The organism is Pseudomonas sp. AL10, assembly GCF_029960685.1.
Classification (GTDB): Bacteria; Pseudomonadota; Gammaproteobacteria; order Pseudomonadales; family Pseudomonadaceae; genus Aquipseudomonas; species Aquipseudomonas lactis.
Genome location: NZ_JASBQZ010000052.1, coordinates 1 through 22,077 on the forward strand (window position 1 = coordinate 1; position 22,077 = coordinate 22,077).

The window sequence follows — 22,077 nt, forward strand, 5'->3', positions numbered from 1 at the left end:
GTGACTTGAACTGGGCCGGGCTCGACACTGCGGGTGTGCAGATGCTCAGGCCGAACGTCGAACTGCGGCCATTGGTGAGGCAGGAACTGGTTGTTCAGAGTTTCTTCCAGCCAAAGAAGAAACGCGTGGTAGCTGGTTTCGCTAACTTCGCCCCACCCGCGCTCTCTATAACGCAGGGTCAAGGCCAGGGCAGCCTTTTTCCTGTCCCGTTCCGGCTGGGTAATGACCGTGCCTACGGCTAGTTTGGGCACCGCTCCTTCGTTATCTACTTCCACCTTGTCAGGATGCAACAAGCGTTGCCGCACTCCTGGCTTTTTGTTGAACCAATTTGTGGCCAACCATATGTTCTTACCCATAAACCCGGCATCCAACCGCCAGACAGGCACCCCCTCCTCTCCCGAATCTTCACTTTCCTGCTCCGCAGGCTTGCTCTTCAAATTCGACCCCATAATCCCCGGCACAAAGATCACCGGCAGCACGCCATCCGGCGGCAATATGCAGTGCACCGGATCGGTGATATGGCTGGGCGTGAGGGTCCAGGTATGCACGGGGTTGCCCCGCGCGTTGTAGTGCATGGGGGCGACACGGGGGGTCGTCGGGCTATCGGTCATATGGGGTCTCCGTTTTCAAGCCATTCCAATGTCAACCCTTCCAGCGTCATGCCCTGTTGCAGGGTGACGTAGCCTTCGCCATCAGTGCGGCCTTCGAAGCATGCGCCGTCTTTGCGAACCAAGGCGTAGGCACGGTTGCGCATGGGTTGACCGTTGAAAAAGGGTTGAAAGCGTTCGTTGAACGAGGTGCTGGGCCAGCTGTTGAGTTGCGTCGCGGCATGGCTGGGGTCAATGAAGTGTTTGTTCGCAGCCTTCACAATGAAATCGCCGGGCATGCCCAGCTCGATATTGCCGCCCTGCATCTTGATGTAGGCCCCACCGCACAGCAGGGTGATGTGTTTGTCCGCCGCCACCAGCACGTGTTGCTGGCTGGCGCTGATTTCCACGCTTTGATCTGCTTGCACCTGGATGCTGTTGTGCTGGGCCTGCAGCAGCAGTTGACCGTTCTGGGCGATATGGCGCATGTCACCGCCCTGGGCGAACAGGCCTAGCTCGTCGCCCGCGTTAATCACCACTTTTTTACCGGCGGTCAGTTGCAGGTTCTGTTGCGCGACGCTGTCGATGTGTTCGCCTGCGCCTATGGCAATGCTGCGGGATGTGGCGGCAGCAATACCCGCGGGCCCGCTCAGGGCGATGATGGGCTGCGCGCCAGTGCCTGTGCCATTGGGCTGGTCATTGGCACCCTGCCCCAGGGTGTTGACGGCCTCGGTGAGCGCCTGTTGCGGTTGCCAATCCTGGGCAATGCCTTGGGCAACCTCAGCCGAACTGCCTAACTGCTTGGCCAACGCCAGGGCGGTTTGCAGCACCTCAATGACTTGCTGGCGCTCCAGGTGGCCCGCAGCGGCCTTCAGTTGTGCTTCAGCAGTCAGCAATAAACCTTTTGCTGCGCGCAACGCACCGTGCCCATCCGTACGTAACTCAAACCCCTCCCCCCTGGGTTTACCGCCACCGTAATGGCGAGGATGAGTGAGGTAACCCAGATGCAGCGCGCTATGCTCGTGATCACTCATCAACGCCGCGCTGATTTGCGCCGTAGTGTCGTCAATGCGCAGCTCATTGGCGCGGGTCCCCTTGAATTCGCGACTTTTGGTTGTCGCTACGGCGTTGAGCTTAGGTAGCTCGTAGGGCGGCAAATTGGTCTCGCGATAAGTCCGGCCTGTGGCGATGGGCTGGTCCGGGTCACCATCCAGAAAGCTGATGATCAGTTCCTGATCCACGCGCGGCACGGCCATGGCGCCCCAGGTCGCACCGGCCCAACCCTGCGCCACACGAATCCAGCACGAGCTCTGATCGTTGTTTTTGTCCGCACGATCCCACGGGAATTGCACCTTGACCCGGCCCCATTCATCGCAATAGATCTCTTCCCCTGGCGGGCCGACCACGGTGGCGATTTGTGGGCCGTCGATGCAGGGTTTGTCGCGCAGCGGGGCTTTCCAATCCGAGGTCCAGCGGATGGCGCTGGCGGTCATTTCATAAGAAGTGCCGTGGCCGCTGCCGAACGCCTCTTCCTGCAAGCTGGTGTGCTGTTTGCCTTCGTGGGTGATGGCGATGGTGCGCCAACGGTCGTTGAAGTCTTCGCGGGGATGCTCGTTGAGGTCGAACGCCAGCCCCGGTTGCAGGCGTGCATCGTCGCCGGCCAGGTGCGCCAGTTTGGCGTCATTGCGCAGGGCGGTGAGGCGCGTTTTGGTGAAGGGCTTGCCGGCGATGTCGCGCTTGTAGCGGCCGGGGTAGTCGTAGCGTTCGTAGTCCTTGTGCTGGTTTTTCAGGTCCTGGTCGCCAGTGGCGGTGTGCTGTTGGTCGTAGCGCGGGTGGGTGAAGGTGTAGTCGCGTTGTACCTGGCGGGCGGTGCGTACTTGTTCGGTGTAGTGAAAACGGGTCAAGGCCGGTTCCGTGGCATCGCCGCCGGCCATGGGTTGGTAGATCACGGGGCAATGTTTGTGCGTGCCGATGGTACCCAGGCCGCCGACGCGGTCGGTGAGGACGAGAGTGTGGCCGTCGTCGCGGTGTTCGAAGGTGTAGAGCAGGCCTTCCTCGGCGGCGAGGCGGGCGATGAAGTCGAGGTCGGTTTCGCCGGCCTGTACGCAGTATTCGCGAGATTGGTGCTCGAAGCAGATTTCGCGGCGCAGGTCGGTCAGTTTTTGCTCGGCCAACACGTTGGTGATGATGTCGGGCACGGTCTGGCCCTGGAAGATGCGCCAGTTGGAGCGCAGGTTGAAACGCGCCAGGGTCGGTTCGATGACGGCGGTGTAGCGGGTGCGACGAAAACCGGTGTCGCCCTGGGTGAACAGGCTGACCAGGCCGTGCACATAGCGCACTGGGGTTTCGCCGCGCCAGATGGTGAACAGCCCCGTCAGGTCGAGCACGTTATTGAAGTCGATGGCCGCGTTGTGGCTGGCCAGTTGCAGTTCCAGCTTGAACGGCTGGGACAGGCCTTCTTCAAGCGTGAAGGACACCACATCGAAGGCATCGCCTTTCAAGGGCTCGAAGGTGAATCGCAGGTCGCTTTGGCGGGGCACGTGACTAGTCCTTACGTTCACTGATAATGGTTGCCACCTTCTGATACAACTCCGGCTCCCACCCCTGCGCCGTGGTCTCGCGCATCAACCGTGCAACGTTGGCGTACAGGTCGTCCGCCAGCCACGACAGGCCACGGGATGCCAGCAGGTCGGCGGCAATCACCGTGGCGTAGCTGCGCTGGCGCGGGGCCTCATGGGCAGCGTGCAGTTCCTGCAGGCGCAGCAGCACCCGCTCGACGCCTTCAGTGTTGAGTTGAGCGGCCAGCTCGTCGCGCAGGCCAGCGTATTCCTGCACGGGGCTGCCCGCCGTTTGTGCCTGGTCGGCGCCGGTGATCCAAGCCTGGGTCTGTGCATCCACGAACGGCGTGCCGTCGCTGAAGCACAACTCCAGCAAGGCCGGTAAACGGCAGACAAAACGTTCGCAGGTTTGGCGAATGGCGCCGGCCACCTCTTCCATCGCCAGACGCGAGGCGACATGGGCGGCGAGGTAACTGCCGCGCAGCCAGTACGGCGAGGCGCAGACGCTTTTTTCGATGCGCAGTAACAGATTCGGCTCAATGGCGTTGTGGTTAAGCGCGTCCTGATAACCGTCGACGATGTCTTTGGGCACGGCGGTCAGTTCGGTGCGGCGGTCTCGGACGATTGAAGGCGCGGTGCGCAGATGCGACCACAGACCGAAGCGGCGCAACTGGTAGCCGGTAGGGTCGTAAGGGTCTTGCTGGTTGATCTGCTCGGCCATGTTCAACACCGCACGGCGTTGTTCACGTTCGTTACTGGGCGCTTGCGGTTTAGGCGGGCTGAAAAAGGCTGCGTCCAGAGCGCCGCTGGCGGTGGGCGTACGGGCAGGCGCGTTCACCGCGGCCGGCTCGCTGTATTTGTCCAACTGCCGTTGCAGGGCATCCAACGCTGCGGGGTCGAGCTTGGCGCTGTCGACGCACTGTTGCAGGCTGGCCAGCGCCCGTTGCGCCGCTGCTTGGTAAGCCGGTTCAAAACTGCTGCGCTCCAGGGCCGGCAGCACCTGGCCCAGGTCCTCCAGCAGGCGCTGCACCTGCTTGCGCTTGTTCAAGTAACCGGTGGGGCCGGGTTTGGGGTAGGCGTTGTCCCAATACTGTTCGACCATACCCGCAATCAGCCCGAGGGCATCGGCCCAGCGCACCCACTGGCGGGTACGCAACCAGACCACTTGCAGATGGCCGACAATGCGCCAGTGCTTGCACTGGGTCGCCAGGTAGTCGCGGGAGGCTTCATCGATGTAGGGCCAGTCGATATCGCTCTCGCGCAAGCCGCCCAGCTTGACCATCTCCTGGTCGATGGCCTGGTAGGTTTCGTCCTCTACATCGAAATCCCCGGCAGGTTGCGCGGGGTCGATGGGGGCCAGCAGCCGCTCGACGATGTCGACCGGAACGTCGATCACCAACGACATGCCTGGCGCTCCTGTTCGATCAATTCGCCCAGCCCCTCGGCGTCGAATATCAGGCCGTGCAGCCTTGGATAGTCGCTCTCCAGGCGCAAGCGCTGGCCACCGCCCATGTTGCGCAACAGGGCAATCGCCTGCAGCCCGCGCCCGGCATCGACCACCAGGCCGGCGTCGTCCAGCACCTGCCATTGATAAGCTGCGGATACGGGGCGCTCATCCTTGAACAGTTGAATGCGTATTTTGTTGGGCTTGGCCGGTTCATCGAGCACCAATTGCAGGCGCGAGATTTTCGACTCGCAGCTGATGGCCAAATAGGGCCGTGGCGGCAGTGCCCCCAAGGCCGGCGCCGAGATCACCAGCCGTGGTGGCTGGTCGTTGTCCGGCGCCGGGAATGACGACAACAGAAAGCGCTGATCCTCAGGCTGGCGCTTGGCCTCATTGCGCTGTACCAGGTCGACAATCGGCAGCACCCGGCTCAGCGTACGCGGCGCAGGCGGATGGTGGATGGGCGTGCCGGCAGCCAGGTCAAAGCATTCCAGGCGTTTGAGTGGGGACACGATCGCCGGGCAATCCTGTGCCATCGGCATTGCGTGTATGTGCGGGGCAATCAGCATTGCTGCCAGGCCCCCTACCCAACGCCAACGTTGCGATCCTTTGCGCATCAACGCCTCCCCCTACATTATCAATAAATTCAACTTTTGCTATTGAACCAAGGCGATCACTCATCTTCGAACACAGCAACTTTTCATGAACTTATATAAATAACGAACTGGCAAGCCAGAGGCATCATTTTTTTTGCAACACCCTCAAATACCAGATATACCCCTCAGATAACAAAACCTGACAGTGTATGAATTTTCTCAATCCAAACATAAACATTAAACAGTAATTTTTCTTACATCCAAGTACCACGAAACGAATCGGCTTCGTCCGACATGACTTTTTCTGAAACATGGGCTTTTAATAGCGCCACCTTCAAAAAAGGATTTTTCCCATGTCGAAATCCCAAAGTTCTGTCGCGCCTAAAGAACGCATCAATATCAAGTACGTGCCGGCTACAGGCGACCAACAAGCCGAAGTCGAGCTACCGCTGAAGTTACTGGTCACCGGCGACTTCAAAGGCCACGGCGAACTAAGCGCTCTTGAAGATAGACCATCCATTCGGATAGATAAAGACACCTTCAATGAAGTCCTTACCAAAGCAGAAGTTGCCTTGGACATGGCGGTCCCGTCGGTACTGAACAACGATCACGACACCGACTTGAATGTGAAACTTCAATTCAAAAACATCAATGACTTCGGCCCTGACGCCATTGCTCGCCAAGTACCCGAGCTGAACAAATTGCTGGAACTACGCGAAGCCTTGGTTGCGCTCAAGGGACCAATGGGCAACGTACCTGCCTTTCGCAAGCACCTGCAAAACCTGCTGACCGATGAAACCGCCCGCCAACGCCTGGCCAGCGAACTGAACCTGGTGCTTGACGCGCCAAACAACTGAGTTCTTTTACGTCCATATGGAGTAGCCCTTATGCCTAGGGAAAGTAGTGCCGCCCAAGTGCTGGTCGCCGATGAACAGCCGTCCCTGCTCGATCAACTGCTGGCCAATACTACCATCCGCCCGTCCCAGGAAGGCTATGCCGTGGCCCGCCAAGGCGTGGCTGCGTTCATCAGCGAGATCCTGCAAAGCGGTGATCACGAGCAGCCGGTCAACAAGCACCGGGTTGACCAGATGATTGCCGAAATCGACCGCGCGTTGAGCAAGCAAATGGACGTGATCCTGCATCAGCCGCAGCTCCAGCAACTGGAATCGGCCTGGCGTGGGCTGAAACTGCTGGTGGACCGCACGGACTTTCGCGAAAACATCAAGCTGGAAATGCTGCATGTCACCAAGGAGGAGTTGCTGGACGACTTCGACAACGCCGGTGATATCACTCGCAGCGGCTTGTACAAGCACGTCTACACCGCAGGCTACGGCCAGTTCGGCGGTGAGCCGGTGGGTGCCATTGTCGGCAACTACACTTTTGGTCCCAGCTCGCCGGACATCAAGTTACTCAGCTATGTAGCCTCCATCGGTGCCATGTCCCATGCGCCCTTTGTGTCGGCGGCCGGGCCGGAACTGTTCAACCTCGAAGGTTTCCAGGGCCTGCCCGACCTCAAGGAAATCAACGATATTTTCGACGGCCCCCGCCACACCAAATGGCGCGGCTTGCGCGAGTCCGAAGACGCTCGCCATTTGGCCCTGACCTTGCCGCGCTTTCTACTGCGCACGCCCTACAGCACCGAAGACAACTCGGCCCGCAGCTTCGGCTACAACGAAACCGTCGACGGTAACCACGACAATTACCTGTGGGGCAACACCGCGTTCCTGATGGCCTCGCGCATCACCGACAGCTTCGCCCGCTACCGCTGGTGCCCGAACATCATCGGCCCACAGTCCGGTGGTGCGGTGGATGACCTGCCGGTGCACCTGTACGAATCCTTCGGCCAGCTGCAGGCCAAGATCCCTACTGAAGTGTTGATTTCCGACCGCAAGGAATTCGAGCTGGCCGAAGCCGGTTTTATCCCGCTGACCATGCGCAAAGACAGCGACAACGCGGCGTTCTTCTCGGCCAACTCGGTGCAGAAACCCAAGAACTTCCCCAAGACCCGCGAAGGCCAGGAAGCCCAGACCAATTACAAGCTCGGCACCCAGTTGCCGTACCTGTTTATCGTCAACCGCCTGGCCCACTACATCAAGGTGCTGCAACGCGAGCAGATCGGTAGCTGGAAGGAACGCCAGGACCTGGAAAGCGAGCTGAACACCTGGCTCAAGCAGTACATCGCCGATCAGGAAAACCCATCGACCGACGTACGCAGCCGTCGCCCATTGCGCGCCGCAAAAATCGAAGTGCAGGACGTCGAGGGCAACCCGGGCTGGTACCAGGTGTCGTTGGCGATACGGCCGCACTTCAAGTACATGGGCGCCAACTTCGAGATCTCCCTGGTCGGCCGGCTGGACACCCAATAAATGAGCGGTGCCAGCCTGTTCGAACGCCTGGAACCCGATGCACCGCGCTACCGCCAAGGCTGCGCGGATGAACAGGCGCACCAGCGTGTCGAGGCGATCAAACGTCACTTGGAGCAGGTGCTCAACTCACGCCAGGGCTGCTCGCAAAGCAGCCCTGAACTGGGCCTGCGCGACTTCAACGGCGTCACCCAGGCCAGCAGTGACCTGGTGTTAGCCATCAGCGCCGATATCCGGCGTTCGGTGGAAGCGTTTGAACCGCGCATCAAGGTCACGGGCGTGCGCTATCAGCCCGATCCGGACCTGCCGCTGGAGCTGAACTTTCGTCTCGATTGCCAGGTGCAGGTCAACCACAAGGAAGAACAGGTGCAGATCGAAGTGGCCATGCACGGCCGCGACGGCTACACCCGGGTGAGATGAGGATGCGATGGACTTGAAACAACGCTTTGCCGAGGAGTTGCGCTACCTGCGCGAACTCGGCCGCGAGTTCGCCGAGGACAACCCGCAACTGGCGCAGTTTCTCGGCGATCAGGCCGATGACCCGGACGTGGAGCGGCTGCTGGAGGGCTTTGCCTTCCTCACCGCCAAGCTGGGCATGAAGATTGATGACGACCTGTCGGAGCTGACCCACCCGCTGTTGCAAATGCTCTGGCCCAATTACCTGCGGCCACTGCCCAGTGCGACCATCATCCGTTTCACACCGCTGCCCAATGCAATCAGTCAGCGCAAAGTGATTCCCAAAGGGACGCGGCTGTTTGCCAACCCTGTGGACGGCATTTCCTGCGAGTTTCGCACCTGCACTGACGTCAACCTCTACCCCTTGGCGTTGCACGCCGTCAGCGATGCCCACAGCCGTGAAGCCTCGACACTGCGCATCGACCTGAATGTGTTGACTCAGCAGCCGCTCGACAGCCTTGAGTGCGACCAGTTGGACTTTCACTTGGGCGGCGACAATGCCACCGCGCTGACCCTGTACCTATGGCTGGCCCATTACCTCAAAAACATCACGCTGTACGTCAACAACACGCCTTATCGCCTCAACCCCGACGATCTGGGTTTTCCCGGTTTCACCCCCGATGAGGCACTGCTGCCCTACCCGCGCAATGTGTTCGATGGTTACCGCATCCTGCAGGAATATTTTGTGTTCCCGCAGCGCTTCCACTTTTTCAGCCTGACCCGGCTTGCCAAGGTCTGGCCGGCCGTCACCACCGGGCAGATTCGCTTCGAATTTCAGTTCTCGCGGCCGATGCCGGTCAATACGCATTTGCGCACCACTGACCTTCATCTGTTCTGCGCGCCAGCGGTCAACCTGTTTCGCCACGATGCCGAGCCCATCATGCTGGACGGGCGCAGCCAGGAACGCCGTATCAGCCCCACGAGCAACCGCCAGGATGCGTATGAAATTTTCAGTGTCGACCACGTGGCCGGTTGGGACGCCGCCGACAAGGAGCGCAAAGGCGATCCATTGCGGCGCTTCACCCCGTTCGAATCGTTCCAGCATGAGATCGAACATGCCCGGGGCCGTACGGCACTGTATTTCCGCACGCATATCGAGGAGTCCCACGGGCGTGAAGGCTTGCGTCATCGCATCGCCTTTGTGCGCGGCGATGAAAGCCTGTATACCGGCGAAAACGAGGCAGCTTCAATCGAATTGACCTGTACCAACCGCGACCTGCCGCAGAGGCTGGGTATCGGGGATGTGTCGCGGTCCACCGAGGCCACACCCTCGTTTGCCACCTATACGAACCTGATTGCGCCAACGCGCAGCTACCGACCGGTATTGGACAGCAGCCTGCACTGGACGCTGATTTCCAACCTGTCGCTCAACTACCTGTCATTGCTGTCGCCCGAGCCGCTCAAGGCGGTGATCCGTGCCTATGACTTTGCGGCTCTGCACGACCTGCAACAGGCCCGCGCCACCCGCAAACGCCTCAACGGCATCCAAGATGCGGTAACCACGCCCATCGACTGGCTGATGAAAGGCCTTCCGGTGCGCGGCGTGCAGACGCGCTTAAAGCTGGACCAGGCCGCTTTTCTCTGCGAGGGCGAGCTGTACCTGTTCGCCAGCGTGCTTTCGCACTTCTTCGCCCTGTACGCGAGCATCAACTCCTTCCATCGCCTGGAAGTGATCAATACCACTAACAACGAGCGCTACGAATGGCCACTGTTGACCGGCAGACAACCCGTGATCTAGCTGACCTGCTGCTGGCCGACGCGCGGAACTATTCGTTTCACCGTCTGCTGGAGCACTTGCACGCCTTGCATGGCGATGACCTGGAAGCACGGCCCCTGAGTGATGCGGTGCGCCGTCGCGTACGCCTGCAAAGCCATGCAGGGCTGGGGTTTCCGGCCTCCGACGTGGTGGAGGCCGCACGCATTGAGGACGATCGTGAAGAGGTGCGCTATCGCTTGCAGACCAGCTTCTTTGGCCTGCACGGTACCGACTCGCCGTTGCCCGGTTACTACCTTGATCGCCTGGCCTACGAGCAGGCCCAGGAGCGCGGCATTCGTCCGGCGTTCATGGACTTTTTCAATCATCGTTTGCTGACGCTGCTGCACACCAGCTGGCGCAAGTACCGCTACTACGTTCGCTTCCAGGCCGAGGCCACTGATCGCTTTTCGCGTTACGTCTTCTCGATGGTCGGCCTGAATGACAACGACCTGCGCGGCGTCACCCCGCTGCCATGGGGCCGATTGCTGAGCTTTGCCGGCTTGATCGCCAACCGCAGCCGTTCGCCGTCGGTAGTGTCCGGCATCGTCGAGCACTGTTTCGACCTGCACCGTGTGCATATCCGTGAGTTCGAGGCCCGCTCGGTGAGTTTTCCACAACGCCAGCGCCTGGCGCTGGGCAAAGCCAACGGCACCCTGGGCAGCAACTTTGTGGTGGGTGACCGCAGCAAGACCCGCGCCAGCAAGTTCACCCTGGTGATTCCCAACCTGACCCAGGCGCGCTTTCGTCAGTTTCTGCCCAGCGGCGATCAGTTCGGGCGCTTGCGCCAGTTGATGGATTTCCTGCTGCGCGATGCCACCGCCTACGACCTGGAACTGGGGCTACGCGAAGAAGACGTACCGCCGTTCAACCTGCAACGCGCCAGCGGCACTCACCTGGGTTGGACCAGTTTTATCGAGCACCAGCAACAACGCCATCCCGCCGTAGTGCGGATCCGGGGGCGCGCATGAAGCTGACCCTGGTTATCAGTAACCCCGCGCAGTTGCTGCACGGCTATCTACCCAGCCACCGCTTTGGTCCGCAGGGCGGCAGCATTGGCAGTGCCGCAGCGGATTGGAATCTGGTGGATCGGCAGAACAGTGTGCGGCCTAACCACTGCGATATCCGCGTTGTCGAGGGGCGTTTTTGTGTGATCGACCGCAGTGGCTGCACCTACGTCAACGGCCACGATCTGCCGGTGGGTTGCGACAGTGCGGTAGCACTCAACGATGGCGACTTCTTGCAAGTGGGCGCCTATCGAGTGGCCGTGCAGTTTGGCGAGTATGCGCCAGGGCAACGTTCGCTCGAAGCGCTGTTCAGTGGTCGCCCGGATGGCCTGCTGGAGTGGCACCTGGAGGACGTAACGAACCTTCCACCGGCCGAAGTTGCACCTGCGGTTTGCCCGGAATTCGAACGCCTTTGCCAACCCGTGGATTTAAGCGAGCAAGGCGATCCGCTGCGGGCGATGCATAAAGCGCCGCCGCCCAAACCGTTGGCGGATATTGGCGCGCCCGCACACAAGCACAGCTTCAGCCTGTTCAGCAACCTGCGCCTATGCACCTTGTTGTTGGCCTGCCTGGCCCTCGGCGGCTGCACCATGCTAGGCAAGATCGGCCAGGTGATCTGGACCCCTTCTATCCCGGTCGGCGGCCCCGAAGATCAGCCCAGCCGCTACTCCCTGAGCTTGCACGCCAGCGACAACGTCAACCCGCGCCTGATCAGCACCGGCACCGCACCGGTAGAGGACGAAAACCGCTCGCCTTACACCCTCAACGTCCAGGCCGCCAGCCCGCAGGCGCTGACGGACAAAGTGCAAACCCTGCTCAACCATCTTTACGAAGCCGTGCCAGCGCAATCGGTGCTGACCCTGGAGCCCACGCCTGCGGAGCAAATGTCGCCCATCGAGGACGCGCTGCTCGGCGCTTACGACGCCCAGGGCGTGAGCCTGACCACCCCATGGGGCAGCCCGGCGCTGGAGCATGTCGCCACGCCGATCGCCTTCAAGGTGCTGCAACTCACCGATGACTCGCTGCTGGTCAACGCCAGCCCCGAAGCCCTGGCCGAGGACCTGAAAAAGACCTTGGGCAGCACCTACATCCGGGCCGACGACTACCTGCTCCAGCCCGGCCAATTCAAGTTCATCGACCTGCGTGCCCTGGATGAAGACACGCGTTTTATCGCGGTGATCGCCAACTACCACAGCAGCGACGTCGGCCAGTGGAAACAGCGCCTGCGCGTCGAGCCCAAAGGCCGCCAGTACGCGGTGCTGGTGCAGTTGGACGCCGCCCAGGTCAGCCTCAAGGGAGAAACCCGATGACGCCCCTTTCAGCCGCTTTTGCCCCGAGTAATTACTGATGAGTTCACGCAACCCCGTCATCTGGCATGAAGGTTTGTTCGTCAAGCCCCAACACTTCCAGCAACAGGCCCGCGCCGCCGAAGCCGCCGTGCATCAGCGCCTGCACAGCCTCAACGACGCCCTCTACGGCTTCAGCGAACTGACGCTGAACACCGAGTACCTGAGCTTCGGTAAAGTCGCCATTACCCAGGCACGCGGGATCATGCCCGACGGCAGCGTCTTCGATATTCCCCACGACCTGGCGCCGCCCTCCCCGCTGGAAATCGCCGACAGCAGCGCGGTCAACCAGATCGTTTACCTGGCGCTGCCACTGCGGTCCAACGGCGCCCTCGAAGTGCGCTGGCCCGACCAGTACGGCAACAGCCGCTACATCGCCCGCCGCGAGGAAATCCGCGATACCCACAGCGATGACGGCGATCAGGTCGGCATGGACCTGGCCGTGCCCAACCTGCAACTGATGCTTGAACGCAGCGACCGCAGCGCCTTCACCGGTATCGCCCTGGGCAGGATCAAAGACAAGCGCCCCGACGGCAGCCTCGTGATGGATGAGCACTTCTATCCCACCAGCCTATCCCTGCAAGCCGTGCCGGCGCTGCATCGCTACCTGGGCGAAGTGGCCGGGCTGATGCGCGAGCGCGCCAAGAACCTGGCCCAGCGTATCGGCTCACCGGGGCAGTCGGGGGTGGCCGATGTCACCGACTTCAACCTGCTGCAAACCCTCAACCGCTTGTTCCCGCTGTTCCAGCACCTGGCCCGGCAACGCCAGGTTCACCCGGAGCGGCTGTACATCGCATTGGCGCAAGCCTGCGGCGAACTGGTGACCTTCACCGATGAAGGCCACCTGCCCCAGGAATACCCGGCCTACCAGCACGACAACCTGCGCGAATCCTTCCAGATCCTGGAGCACACCCTGCGTCGCGCCTTGGGCACCGTGCTGCAACCGCGCGCAGTGTCGTTGCCCATCGTCGATCAGGAGTACGGCGTGCGTAGCGCCGCATTGAACGACAAGCGCCTGTTGGACAACGCCGAATTCATCCTCGCCGTGCGCGCCGGACTGCCGGCGGAGACCCTGCGTCAGCAACTGCCCCGGCAGATCAAGATCAGCTCCACCGAAGGCCTGGAGCAACTGGTCAGCCTGCAACTGCCGGGCATTCCACTGCGGCCGCTGCCAGTGGCGCCGCGGCACCTGCCGTTTCATGCCGGCTTCAGCTACTTCGAACTCGACCGCCATCACCCTGCCTGGCAAAGCCTGAGCAGTGGCAGCGGGTTCGGTTTCCATATTGCCGGTGAATTCCCCGAGCTGGAATTGCAGTTCTGGGCGATCAGGAGTGAGAGAGATGAATAAGGAAACATTAGATTCATGGCGTCACGAGGATGTCTCCGGCGCCATCGACGTTAGCGGCGAATCGATCACTGTCAGCAACCGCACCTACTTGGCGGATCCAGAGTACGACATACGCGGCGTGGCCTGGAACCCGCTGTGCGATGCCGCCACGCCGCTGATCGGTCTGGTCATCCGCCTGCGCCGTCTGGACCACCACCATGACGTGCCTGCGTTGTACCAAAGCGTCAGCAACCAGATCACTGCGATCATGGAAGAAGTCCGCCAGCTCGACTACGACGCCGGCATGCTCAAGGCCTACTCCTACAGCCTGTGCCTGTTGGTGGATGAGGTGGTCATGCGCACCACCTGGGGCAGGCTCTCCACCTGGAGCGCCCGCTCGCTGCTCAGCCAGTTCCACGGCGAGACCCGAGGCGGCGAAAAATTCTTCACCATCATGAACAACATGATCCCCGAAGCAGCCAGGTACCAGCATGTGCTGGAGTTCATGTACCAGTGCCTGATCTCCGGCCTCAAAGGCAAATACGGCGCCCACGCCAAGGGCGACGACGAAATACGCAAAATCATCGACCAATTGCACGGATTACTACGCCCTCTTCGCGGCGAAACACCCAAACGCCTCACCGACCCGCTGACCAACGTCGCGCCGCGCAACTACCGAATCAAACGCGCCTGGCCATTGTGGACGCCATGGGCCATGGCCGCCGTCGTGCTGACCGTCGCCTACACGATCTACTCGATCCGCCTGAACACCATCACCCAGCAGGTGCTGGTGTCGCTGGAGCGGGTGCTGCACCTGTAATCGAATTTCAGCGCGTTCATGTCGAGCGCCTGCAAAGCCATGGCCGTTTCGGCCATAAACCGCGACCTCAAGGTCGCTCAATCATCGCGACAAGGAGCTTGTCATGCCAACACCCGCGTATATCAGTATCCACGGCAAAAACCAGGGGCATATCACCAAAGGCGCGTTCACCGCTGACTCGGTGGGCAACGTCTTTGTGGAAGGTCACGAAGACGAAATCCTCGCCCAGGAAATCGACCATCAAATCGGTGCCCCAACCGACCCGCAAAGCGGTCAACCCACCGGACAGCGTGTGCATAAACCGCTGACCTTCACCAGCGCGCTGAACAAAGCCTCGCCACTGCTCTATCAGGCCCTGGCCACCGGCGAAATGCTGCCGACCGTCGAGGTCAAGTGGTTTCGCACCAACCTCGATGGCAAGCAGGAGCACTTTTTCACCACCAAGCTGGAAGAGGCCACCGTCGTTGATATCCATACCGTGCTGCCCCACGCCCAAGACAGCGACAACCAGAACTACACCCAGCTGATCAAAACCAGCCTGTCCTACCGCAAGGTCAGTTGGAGTCATGTGGTAGCCGGTACTGAAGCCTCGGACGACTGGCGCAAGCCGGCAGCAGCGGGCTAAGCGCGTATCCAGCTCCGCCGCTGCGGCTCGTGCAGCGGCGGACCCTTCACTGACTTGAAACCTATAAGGAGGCTCTATGCCTGCCGTCGTACTGGTCGGACACGACCATGATTGCCCTTTGTGTGGCCCCACCACCGTCGACAGCGGCGCCCGCAACATGACCGTCAATGGCAAAGCTGTCGCCCGTGTCGGCGACACCCTCGGATGCGGCGCCGTGATCACCAGCGGCTCACGCTCTATGACCGTCGAAGGAAAAGCCGTGGCCCGAGTTGGCGACACCACCGACCACGATGGAAAACTGGAAAACGGTGATAGCAGCTGGTTGATCGACTGACACTTACATACTGAAATGGAGGCCCCATGCCCCGCCAATGCGACTTGCGTTTTACCTTCGTCCCCTTGAAAGGCGATGCCTTCGACGTGGTGTCCTTCACGCTTGAAGAAGGCCTGTCCCAGCCGTTCAAACTGGAACTGCAACTGGCCAGCCACAACGCGGCCATCGACTTCAATCGGGTACTCGACTTGGCGGGGTTATTCACCATATGGCGTGGTGAAACCCCAGTACGTTACGTCCATGGCCTGGTCAGCCTGTTTACCCAGGGCGACACCGGTTTTCGTCGCACCCGCTACACAGCCGTCATCGAACCGACCCTGGCGCGTTTCGACCTGCGTTCCAACTGGCGCATCTTCCAGGGCCAGACTGTGCCCGACATCATCACCAGTGTGCTGGCCGAGCAAAAACTGACCGACCTGCGCCGCGAAATCTGCTTCGACCACCAACCTCGTGAATACTGTGTACAGGCCGGCGAAACCGACCTCGCCTTCATCGCCCGGCTCGCCGCCGAGGAAGGCCTGCTCTACACCTTCGAACACCGCGCCGACGGCCACACCCTCGTCCTCACCGACCGCGTCGGCGGCCTGGGTACCATCGGCACGCACAAACATTGCCCCGTGATCTACCAACCCATGGCCGGCGGCGATGCCACGGAACCGGCCTTGACCCGTTTTCACTACACCGAACAAGTACGCACCGCCCGCCAGGTACAACGCGACTACACCTTCACCCACCCGCGCTACGACCAGCAGCACACCGCCACCGGCGACCAGGACCTGAAAAACCAGCACAAGGACTACGAGCGCTACGACTACCCCGGCCGCTACAAACGCGACATCGCCGGCCAACCCTTCACCAAGACTCGGCTCACCGCCCTGCGCAATGACGCCAAACTGGCGCACCTGGCCGGTGACGACGCACGCCTGCAACCGGGGCTGGCGTTCGACCTCAACGAGCATCCCCGCGAAGACTTCAACGACCGCTGGCGCACCATCGCCATCACCCACGAAGGCAAACAGCACACCAGCTTGGAGGAGGAGGCATTTGGAAGCGGCCACGGCACGTCTTATGAAATGACCGCCACCGCCATCCGCTGGACCTCCGACTGGAAAGCCCCGCTGCGCGACAAACCCTGCATCGACGGCCCGCAGATTGCCACGGTGGTTGGGCCGCCAGGGGAAGAGATTTATTGCGATGAATGGGGCCGGGTCAAGGTGCAGTTCCCGTGGGACCGTTCGGATAAAAACAACGACCAGAGCTCGTGCTGGATTCGTGTGGCTCAGGGTTGGGCCGGTGCGACCTGGGGCGCCATGGCCGTGCCGCGCGTGGATCAGGAACTGATCATCAGCTTTTTGGATGGCGACCCTGACCAGCCCATCGCCACAGGTCGTACCTACCGCGAGACCAATCTGCCGCCGTATGAGCTGCCCAAACACAAGACGCGGATGACCATCAAGAGCCAAACCCATAAAGGCAATGGCTTCAATGAGCTGCGTTTTGAGGATGAGCTAGGGCACGAGGAGGTGTTTATCCATGCTGAAAAGGACAAGAACGTTCATGTCAAACATGACAACACAACGTTTGTAGGTAATAACCGCAAAGAAGAAGTAGGCAATGACGAGCAGATCACTATCGGGAACGACCAGTCCCACGTGATCGGCCGGGACCACACGCTCTCGTCGGGACGTGACCATGAGACAACTGTCGGTCGGGATCGCAGTGAGCGGGTCGGCAATAACCGCTACGACACCACAACAGCCAACCACCACAGCGAAGTGGGCGGCCACTGCCAGCAAACGATCTCGGGGCAACATCGTCTAACTGCCGGCCAAGGCATACACCACACCACCACGGTCTACCAACTGCAAGCCAGTGAGCGTGTGGTCTTCCAAAGCCCGGGAGGTAGCCTCACGCTCGACGCGCAAGGCATTCACCTCAATGGCATAGCGATAACCCTGCGTGGCCCGGTCAACGCCACAAACCCAGGCAACGGCCAAGCCCTGAAGCTGCAGCTGCAGCCCGAAACAGGTCAGGCCTGTGTGGAGAAAAACCGATGAGGCCGGCGAGCGTCCAGGCGTTCGTGGCCGAACAGCATGCGCCCGATGCCACCCTGTATTTATTACTCGACCCCTTGGCCGACTGCGCCGCAGACGATCCATTACGCATAGAGGTATTGCGCCAAACGCTCGGCGACGATGCCGTCACGCCTGTGCATCGGCCCGATCTGATCCATACGCCGTCGGCCTGCCCAGCGCTGGTGGCCCTCGCGACACCCGGAACTTCGCCGTCGCAGGAACTATTGGCGCTATCTGCCTTACGCGCTCATGAGGAGATGGATCGTCACAAGCGTTACGTGTGCGGCTGGCTCAGTAGCAGCGCCCCCTCCCAGGAGCTAAGTGCCCACATCGTTTCGCTCGGGCTACTGCCCTCGAAGCAAGGCCAAGTGTTTTTCCCGATCCATGAGCCCGTTCGGCTGGAGTTGTTGGCTGGCACCTTCGACAAAAATGAGGGGCCCTGGTGGCCAATTCGACGCTGGTTCCTGCCCACAAGCAGCGGTGCCGGCAGCGTATTGGTGGGCGCGCCCGAACGTCGCACCGTACCGGGCAGCCACACGACGGCGGTACAGCAGGACGCCCCCTTGGTTGCGGCCTTGTTGAGCGGTTGGCGTCGCGCACTCCAATTGCCGCTGGCGTATGCCCCGGCTCGCTGGAGCGGCCCTACTGCGCTGCCGCCCCAAGCGGCGGCACAAGCCTATATCCATATCCAGCAAGCCCGTCAGCTTGGGCTTAGCCGCCAGGACGACATCCTGACACTCGCCTTGCATCGCCTGATGCTGCATCCGCATCTGCACCAGCACACCGGCTTTCGCGCCGTGATTGAACAAGCGGTTCAGGGGCAAGCGCCGCTCAGCCAACTGCTGGTCCCCTACAACGACATCGCCTTGCAAAGGGCAGTGTCGGACCTGACCTATGCCGGAGCATCTCAATGACCTTGGGCACACAACTGGGCATCGTTATAGCCGAAACCGCCATTTCAAACGATCAATGCAAAGCTTGCCAACGTAAAGGGTTGCCCATCCTGCCATTGCGCCACGCGCTGGTGCCGCGCTCACCGAACGAGCCTGTGCGCCCGGACACCGTGCATATTGACACGCGCCTGGGCTTGCGCACCTTGCGCGCCGGCTACCTGTATGTCTTGCTCGATCGCAAAACCTGGCAGGCTTACCAGATCAGCCCGGACGGTTATCTACGTCAATTCAACCCCTACGCACCGCCGCCTGCCAACGAGACCCCGCTGTCCGATGCGTGCGTCGCGGCCAACCACGACTGCCCGGCCTCGTTCCTCAACATCGACACGGACAAACACACCCAAGCGTGGCTGGCCTTTGCCAATGACCCGTGGCCCGCCAGCGTGCTGGACGCCTACAAGGCCGGTCAGGCTTCAGAGCGGTTCCAGACACTCGACCTCGCCAGCGCACGCGACAACCCCGCCAGCGTTGGCCTGGCCATGACCGATGAAAACCTGCAGGTGGACAAGCAGGTTTACGAATACCAGCACCACCCGACAAGCCCATTGCCCATCCCTACCGAACCCGACTGGCGTTTTTATGAGCATCCCCCGCAAGAGGCAGCCCCAAGATTCGACAGCGTGCACGGTTTCCATAGCCGCGCCCATCGCCTGGGCGCGCTGAAGGGCTTCCTGCGCAGCGCCATCCCACAGCACAAGCTCCAACAAGGCGTCCTCGCGTTTGTACTGGATGACATCATTGGTCTTGTGCAGGAGCTCAACGACACGCGCAACCGCTGGGTGCAGCAGCGCCAGGCCTGGATGAACGACCCGGACCGGGCTTATCGCTACCAGACCTCTCAGTTATTGCTCGCCATTCGCGAAGTTCATCGCGAACAGGCAGAAGGCCAGACGCCCCTAGCGGCGTCTGTCGAGCCCATGACCGGCGATGGCCCTCCGGTATTTTCCAGCCCTGAGCAGCAACGCGAGCGGATCGTCCAGAAGCGCACACTCGCCCACAACCAGAAACTGGAAGAGCGCTACGATGAACAGAGCCGTGCCCTGTTTCACCAACTGTATGAGCAGGAATGCGCCAACTATCAGCGTTACATCGACCAAAGCGCACACGCCTACGCGGCAGCGTGCCGCTCCAGCCTGTTCGTGTGTGTCGAGCAAAATGACTACGACGGTAATGACCGCCCATCAGGACGGGCCTACAGTCAGACCATGGCGCTGTGCCTTGAAGGTGCTATCAGTGAAGCGCCCGCGAGTCAAGATAACGGCCATACCGCCTCCCTGTGGAGTGAATGGCTGAACGACCCACAGAGCCCGATCTACCGCGCCCTTCTCTTGCGTGACAAAGGCTTGCTGGCCGATCTGTTGCCCAGTTTCAATGCAACAGGTGATGGCGACTGGAACGACAGCGAAAAGCTCTACTCTACCCTTACCAAGCTCATCGCCAACGACGACTTCAAGCAGCATGTCCGCCCCCGTCTACAGCATGCCATGGCGCAGCTCCTCGGCGCCCTCAATGCCGCTGCCGCCCGCTTGCAACCGTCACTCGGCCCTGGCGTGGGCCGGGCGGTTTCGCGTCTCAACAGTGCCAGCCAACTGCTCTACAACGGCATTCATCTGACCGAACTCAAGGTGAAGATGAAGCTCGGTGAATACTACGCCCTGCAATGCGAGCACCTGCGCAACCTGCAACGCAAGGCCGCGGATGCCATCGATCGCACCTGGGAAGGCCTCAAGGACGAGTTGGGCAAAACCGACGAAGAGGCCCGCAAGGTGCGCAGACAGGTGCGCCCGTTGATTCAGGGCGGCCTGCTCAGCCTGGCGGTGCTGGACCCCAAAATAGCCAACCTCAGCGTGACCCTCAGCGTCTGGGTGGAAGGCCAGGTCACCGAGCTGCAGGACAGCCTGATGCGCCAGGCCAACCTCGGCGTGGATCAACTGGGCAAAGGTGCCCACGCTGCGCTAGTCGAAATCGCAGTCGGGGTTGGCACCCTGGACCCGCAGGCGCGCAAGGTGTTGCAGGGGGTCAAGGTGTCCTCGTACCTGGCGGCTGGATGGGTTCGCACCGGCTTTACCGGGCTGCGTGGCGCGGTCGGCAGTAGCGAGTTTTTGATGGCGATGGGGGGGATGTACCTGCTTAGCGACTCGCTGAACAAAAGTCTCAAGGAAGCGGAGAAAGCCATGGGCGAAAAGGCCGTTGAGGCCAGGTTGGCGGTGTATGGCAGTAGTTTAGGGGTGTTGGGTGGAGGGGTGGAAATTGTAGGCATCGCTCTGGAAAAGGGGGCGGTGCAGGTGCAGAAGGCGGGTAGCTTGTCTGCCCAGACGATGACTGCAGCAAGAGCGACTGCACGGGTGGGCAACGTATTCGTACGGGCTGGCGGGAGTATTGGTGCTGTGGCGGGATTGTACGATGCGACGCGAGCGGGGTTTGCTTTTAATCGCACTCGGAACGAAGGGGATACTCCAGCAGCAGGAGGTTATCTCCTATCTGCCATTGCCTCGGGTCTGGGAGCGGGAGCCAGCATTTGGGCCGCCGTTGCAGGTACCAGTACGCTACTTGGTCCAATGGGCATAGCCATACTTCTCGGCCTAGCAGGATACGGTTTGTACAAATGGGCCGAGGGAGAAGAATCAACACCTCTCGACCGCTGGGCTCGCCGTTGTTTCTTTGGAATGCACAACGAAGTTCCACCTGTTCATTGGAACAAACCAGAACACGCCCACATCGCCATCGCCGAGCTAAATGCCGCGACCATTGGCGTTGAGGCCGGCGTCAACTTTCGCTTGCGAATCGTCGATAGCGGCTCGCATGGCTGGGGCGGCCCCATGGGTAGTGTGGGCGCACAGGTCCATGAACAGCACCTCGAATATCGCCTGGTTCTGCCGTTCTTCGATGCCAACCGGTCGGCCTATCGCTGGTCACTGACGGTTCATCGTCACGGCGATGGCTCCGCCAACCAGTACACCGGCGGCGAAGTGCTGGCCGAAGGCGAGTTGAATCCCCCCACCCTGGCAACCGCCGCCAGCGAACGCCGAACGGCGCTGGCTGTGCCCAAACGCCCGAACAAGCCTGACTACCGGGCCGACAGCACCCTGCCCACGCAGGAAGTTCGCACCGTCTCGTTGGCCGATGCCCGTAACTCGCAGGTCAACGATATCAAAGGCGCGGTTGTACTGTTGCCCGACCGCCGTCGGCACAACATTGAAGCGGCGACCTTGTCGGTAACCTACTGGCCCGATCGCGACATTCACGATGCCTACGCCGAGCTCATCTTGATGGATAGCTTGTAAACCACCGCCTTGGGTGAGCTCGGCATGGGCATTTGCCTACTTTTCCCATAGCGATCACCAACAGTGTGCCTGCTTATTGGTTGCCTGCTGCCCGCTTGAAGCGAAGGTAAAAAACAGCTCTCAACCCCAACTGGAACTACTCCAATGCTATTCACAACACCTTTACTCGACAAACCTGCTCCTGGCTGGAAGCACGATCTGCCGGGACCCAACGAATCGCCCTCCAACGAACCGTATCCACCCGTACTATCGAATCCGCCCAATCATGTTGACGATGTATATTTTGAACTGGCACGCGCCACAGTGCGAACTCGGGGGATTGGTATTTGGATAGCTCTTTTTATGTTCCTGCTGTCCATGGTTACACCAGCAGGTATGATTAGCTATGTTGTCACGGAGCAACACCTCCCTCCCTTAGTGCTAAGTTTGCTAGGCCCCATCGTATTTATTACTGGCATATGGCTAGGCATTTATATCTGGCGAATGGACGTTGACCCTCCCCGCGACGAACCCATCCGCTTCAACCGCTTCCGACGCAAAGTCTACGTC

General features: G+C 60.7%; 17 protein-coding genes and 1 pseudogene. 14 read left to right on the forward strand and 4 right to left on the reverse strand.

The genetic code is table 11. From position 1 onward, the window contains the following. From QK296_RS26350 to vasI, 4 genes and pseudogenes are all read right to left on the reverse strand, one after another. Positions 1–611 (reverse strand): annotated as a pseudogene (locus QK296_RS26350) (alpha/beta hydrolase); the annotation flags it as partial. Further along, complete coding sequence (gene tssI / locus QK296_RS26355; RefSeq protein ID WP_282391869.1) at positions 608–3,127, reverse strand: type VI secretion system tip protein VgrG; 2,520 nt, start codon at positions 3,125–3,127, stop codon at positions 608–610. The pseudogene QK296_RS26350 and the gene tssI (QK296_RS26355), both read right to left, overlap by 4 nt. Positions 3,128–3,131: 4 nt before the next feature. Further along, positions 3,132–4,550, reverse strand: coding sequence for a type VI secretion system protein TssA (gene tssA, locus QK296_RS26360; protein ID WP_192002739.1), 1,419 nt, complete (start codon positions 4,548–4,550; stop codon positions 3,132–3,134). Beyond that, complete coding sequence (gene vasI, locus QK296_RS26365; RefSeq protein ID WP_244175841.1) at positions 4,538–5,206, reverse strand: type VI secretion system-associated protein VasI; 669 nt, start codon at positions 5,204–5,206, stop codon at positions 4,538–4,540. Before vasI ends, tssA begins: the two co-directional genes overlap by 13 nt. Before the next feature lie 332 nt (positions 5,207–5,538). On the opposite strand from vasI, the gene tssB reads away from it, so the two are divergent. The 14 genes from tssB to QK296_RS26435 form a co-directional block, all read left to right on the forward strand. Beyond that, the gene (gene tssB / locus QK296_RS26370; protein ID WP_057710122.1) at positions 5,539–6,042 is read left to right on the forward strand and encodes a type VI secretion system contractile sheath small subunit; all 504 of its coding nucleotides are present in this window, start codon (positions 5,539–5,541) and stop codon (positions 6,040–6,042) included. A gap of 30 nt (positions 6,043–6,072) precedes the next feature. Continuing rightward, a complete protein-coding gene (tssC, locus tag QK296_RS26375) occupies positions 6,073–7,551 on the forward strand; it encodes a type VI secretion system contractile sheath large subunit (RefSeq protein ID WP_057704082.1) in 1,479 nt (492 codons plus the stop codon). Continuing rightward, positions 7,552–7,968 (forward strand): type VI secretion system baseplate subunit TssE, encoded by a 417-nt coding sequence (gene tssE, locus QK296_RS26380; RefSeq protein WP_057710123.1) that lies wholly within the window; start codon positions 7,552–7,554, stop codon positions 7,966–7,968. Positions 7,969–7,975: 7 nt separating this feature from the next. After that, a complete protein-coding gene (tssF, locus tag QK296_RS26385; protein ID WP_057710124.1) occupies positions 7,976–9,742 on the forward strand; it encodes a type VI secretion system baseplate subunit TssF in 1,767 nt (588 codons plus the stop codon). Further along, positions 9,706–10,728, forward strand: a complete 1,023-nt coding sequence (tssG, locus tag QK296_RS26390) for a type VI secretion system baseplate subunit TssG (RefSeq protein ID WP_282391877.1) — start codon at positions 9,706–9,708, stop codon at positions 10,726–10,728. Before tssF ends, tssG begins: the two co-directional genes overlap by 37 nt. Continuing rightward, positions 10,725–12,074: a type VI secretion system lipoprotein TssJ gene (gene tssJ / locus QK296_RS26395; RefSeq protein ID WP_282391879.1), complete on the forward strand. Its 1,350-nt coding sequence runs from the start codon at positions 10,725–10,727 to the stop codon at positions 12,072–12,074. Before tssG ends, tssJ begins: the two co-directional genes overlap by 4 nt. 37 nt (positions 12,075–12,111) lie before the next feature. Next, positions 12,112–13,458, forward strand: coding sequence for a type VI secretion system baseplate subunit TssK (gene tssK, locus QK296_RS26400; protein WP_032892401.1), 1,347 nt, complete (start codon positions 12,112–12,114; stop codon positions 13,456–13,458). Then, positions 13,451–14,257 (forward strand): type IVB secretion system protein IcmH/DotU, encoded by an 807-nt coding sequence (gene icmH / locus QK296_RS26405; RefSeq protein ID WP_282391883.1) that lies wholly within the window; start codon positions 13,451–13,453, stop codon positions 14,255–14,257. Before tssK ends, icmH begins: the two co-directional genes overlap by 8 nt. A 103-nt stretch (positions 14,258–14,360) precedes the next feature. After that, the gene (locus tag QK296_RS26410) at positions 14,361–14,882 is read left to right on the forward strand and encodes an Hcp family type VI secretion system effector (protein ID WP_057710129.1); all 522 of its coding nucleotides are present in this window, start codon (positions 14,361–14,363) and stop codon (positions 14,880–14,882) included. A 76-nt stretch (positions 14,883–14,958) separates the two neighbouring features. Then, on the forward strand, positions 14,959–15,216 hold the full coding sequence (locus QK296_RS26415) for a PAAR domain-containing protein (RefSeq protein WP_047710546.1): 258 nt from the start codon (positions 14,959–14,961) through the stop codon (positions 15,214–15,216). Positions 15,217–15,242: 26 nt separating this feature from the next. Then, entirely contained in the window at positions 15,243–17,273 is a 2,031-nt protein-coding gene (gene tssI / locus QK296_RS26420; RefSeq protein ID WP_057710130.1) for a type VI secretion system tip protein TssI/VgrG, read from the forward strand. Continuing rightward, positions 17,270–18,205, forward strand: coding sequence for a hypothetical protein (locus tag QK296_RS26425; RefSeq protein ID WP_282391896.1), 936 nt, complete (start codon positions 17,270–17,272; stop codon positions 18,203–18,205). Before tssI (QK296_RS26420) ends, QK296_RS26425 begins: the two co-directional genes overlap by 4 nt. After that, a complete protein-coding gene (locus tag QK296_RS26430) occupies positions 18,202–21,528 on the forward strand; it encodes a T6SS effector BTH_I2691 family protein (RefSeq protein ID WP_282391898.1) in 3,327 nt (1,108 codons plus the stop codon). The genes QK296_RS26425 and QK296_RS26430 overlap by 4 nt, the downstream gene beginning before the upstream one ends. 144 nt (positions 21,529–21,672) lie before the next feature. Further along, positions 21,673–22,077, forward strand: a 405-nt coding sequence (locus QK296_RS26435) for a DUF6708 domain-containing protein (protein ID WP_348775210.1), incomplete at its 3' end; no start/stop codon positions are given.

What these genes read in the sequence shown, in the direction of transcription:
- tssB (WP_057710122.1), top strand. Translation starts at nt 5,539, where the DNA reads ATGTCGAAATCCCAAAGTTCTGTCGCGCCTAAAGAACGCATCAATATC.
- tssF (WP_057710124.1), top strand. Translation starts at nt 7,976, where the DNA reads ATGGACTTGAAACAACGCTTTGCCGAGGAGTTGCGCTACCTGCGCGAA.
- QK296_RS26415 (WP_047710546.1), top strand. Translation starts at nt 14,959, where the DNA reads ATGCCTGCCGTCGTACTGGTCGGACACGACCATGATTGCCCTTTGTGT.
- tssA (WP_192002739.1), bottom strand. Translation starts at nt 4,550, where the DNA reads ATGTCGTTGGTGATCGACGTTCCGGTCGACATCGTCGAGCGGCTGCTG.
- tssI (WP_057710130.1), top strand. Translation starts at nt 15,243, where the DNA reads ATGCCCCGCCAATGCGACTTGCGTTTTACCTTCGTCCCCTTGAAAGGC.
- tssE (WP_057710123.1), top strand. Translation starts at nt 7,552, where the DNA reads ATGAGCGGTGCCAGCCTGTTCGAACGCCTGGAACCCGATGCACCGCGC.
- tssC (WP_057704082.1), top strand. Translation starts at nt 6,073, where the DNA reads ATGCCTAGGGAAAGTAGTGCCGCCCAAGTGCTGGTCGCCGATGAACAG.
- tssK (WP_032892401.1), top strand. Translation starts at nt 12,112, where the DNA reads ATGAGTTCACGCAACCCCGTCATCTGGCATGAAGGTTTGTTCGTCAAG.
- QK296_RS26430 (WP_282391898.1), top strand. Translation starts at nt 18,202, where the DNA reads ATGACCTTGGGCACACAACTGGGCATCGTTATAGCCGAAACCGCCATT.
- icmH (WP_282391883.1), top strand. Translation starts at nt 13,451, where the DNA reads ATGAATAAGGAAACATTAGATTCATGGCGTCACGAGGATGTCTCCGGC.
- tssG (WP_282391877.1), top strand. Translation starts at nt 9,706, where the DNA reads ATGGCCACTGTTGACCGGCAGACAACCCGTGATCTAGCTGACCTGCTG.
- QK296_RS26410 (WP_057710129.1), top strand. Translation starts at nt 14,361, where the DNA reads ATGCCAACACCCGCGTATATCAGTATCCACGGCAAAAACCAGGGGCAT.
- vasI (WP_244175841.1), bottom strand. Translation starts at nt 5,206, where the DNA reads ATGCGCAAAGGATCGCAACGTTGGCGTTGGGTAGGGGGCCTGGCAGCA.
- tssJ (WP_282391879.1), top strand. Translation starts at nt 10,725, where the DNA reads ATGAAGCTGACCCTGGTTATCAGTAACCCCGCGCAGTTGCTGCACGGC.
- QK296_RS26425 (WP_282391896.1), top strand. Translation starts at nt 17,270, where the DNA reads ATGAGGCCGGCGAGCGTCCAGGCGTTCGTGGCCGAACAGCATGCGCCC.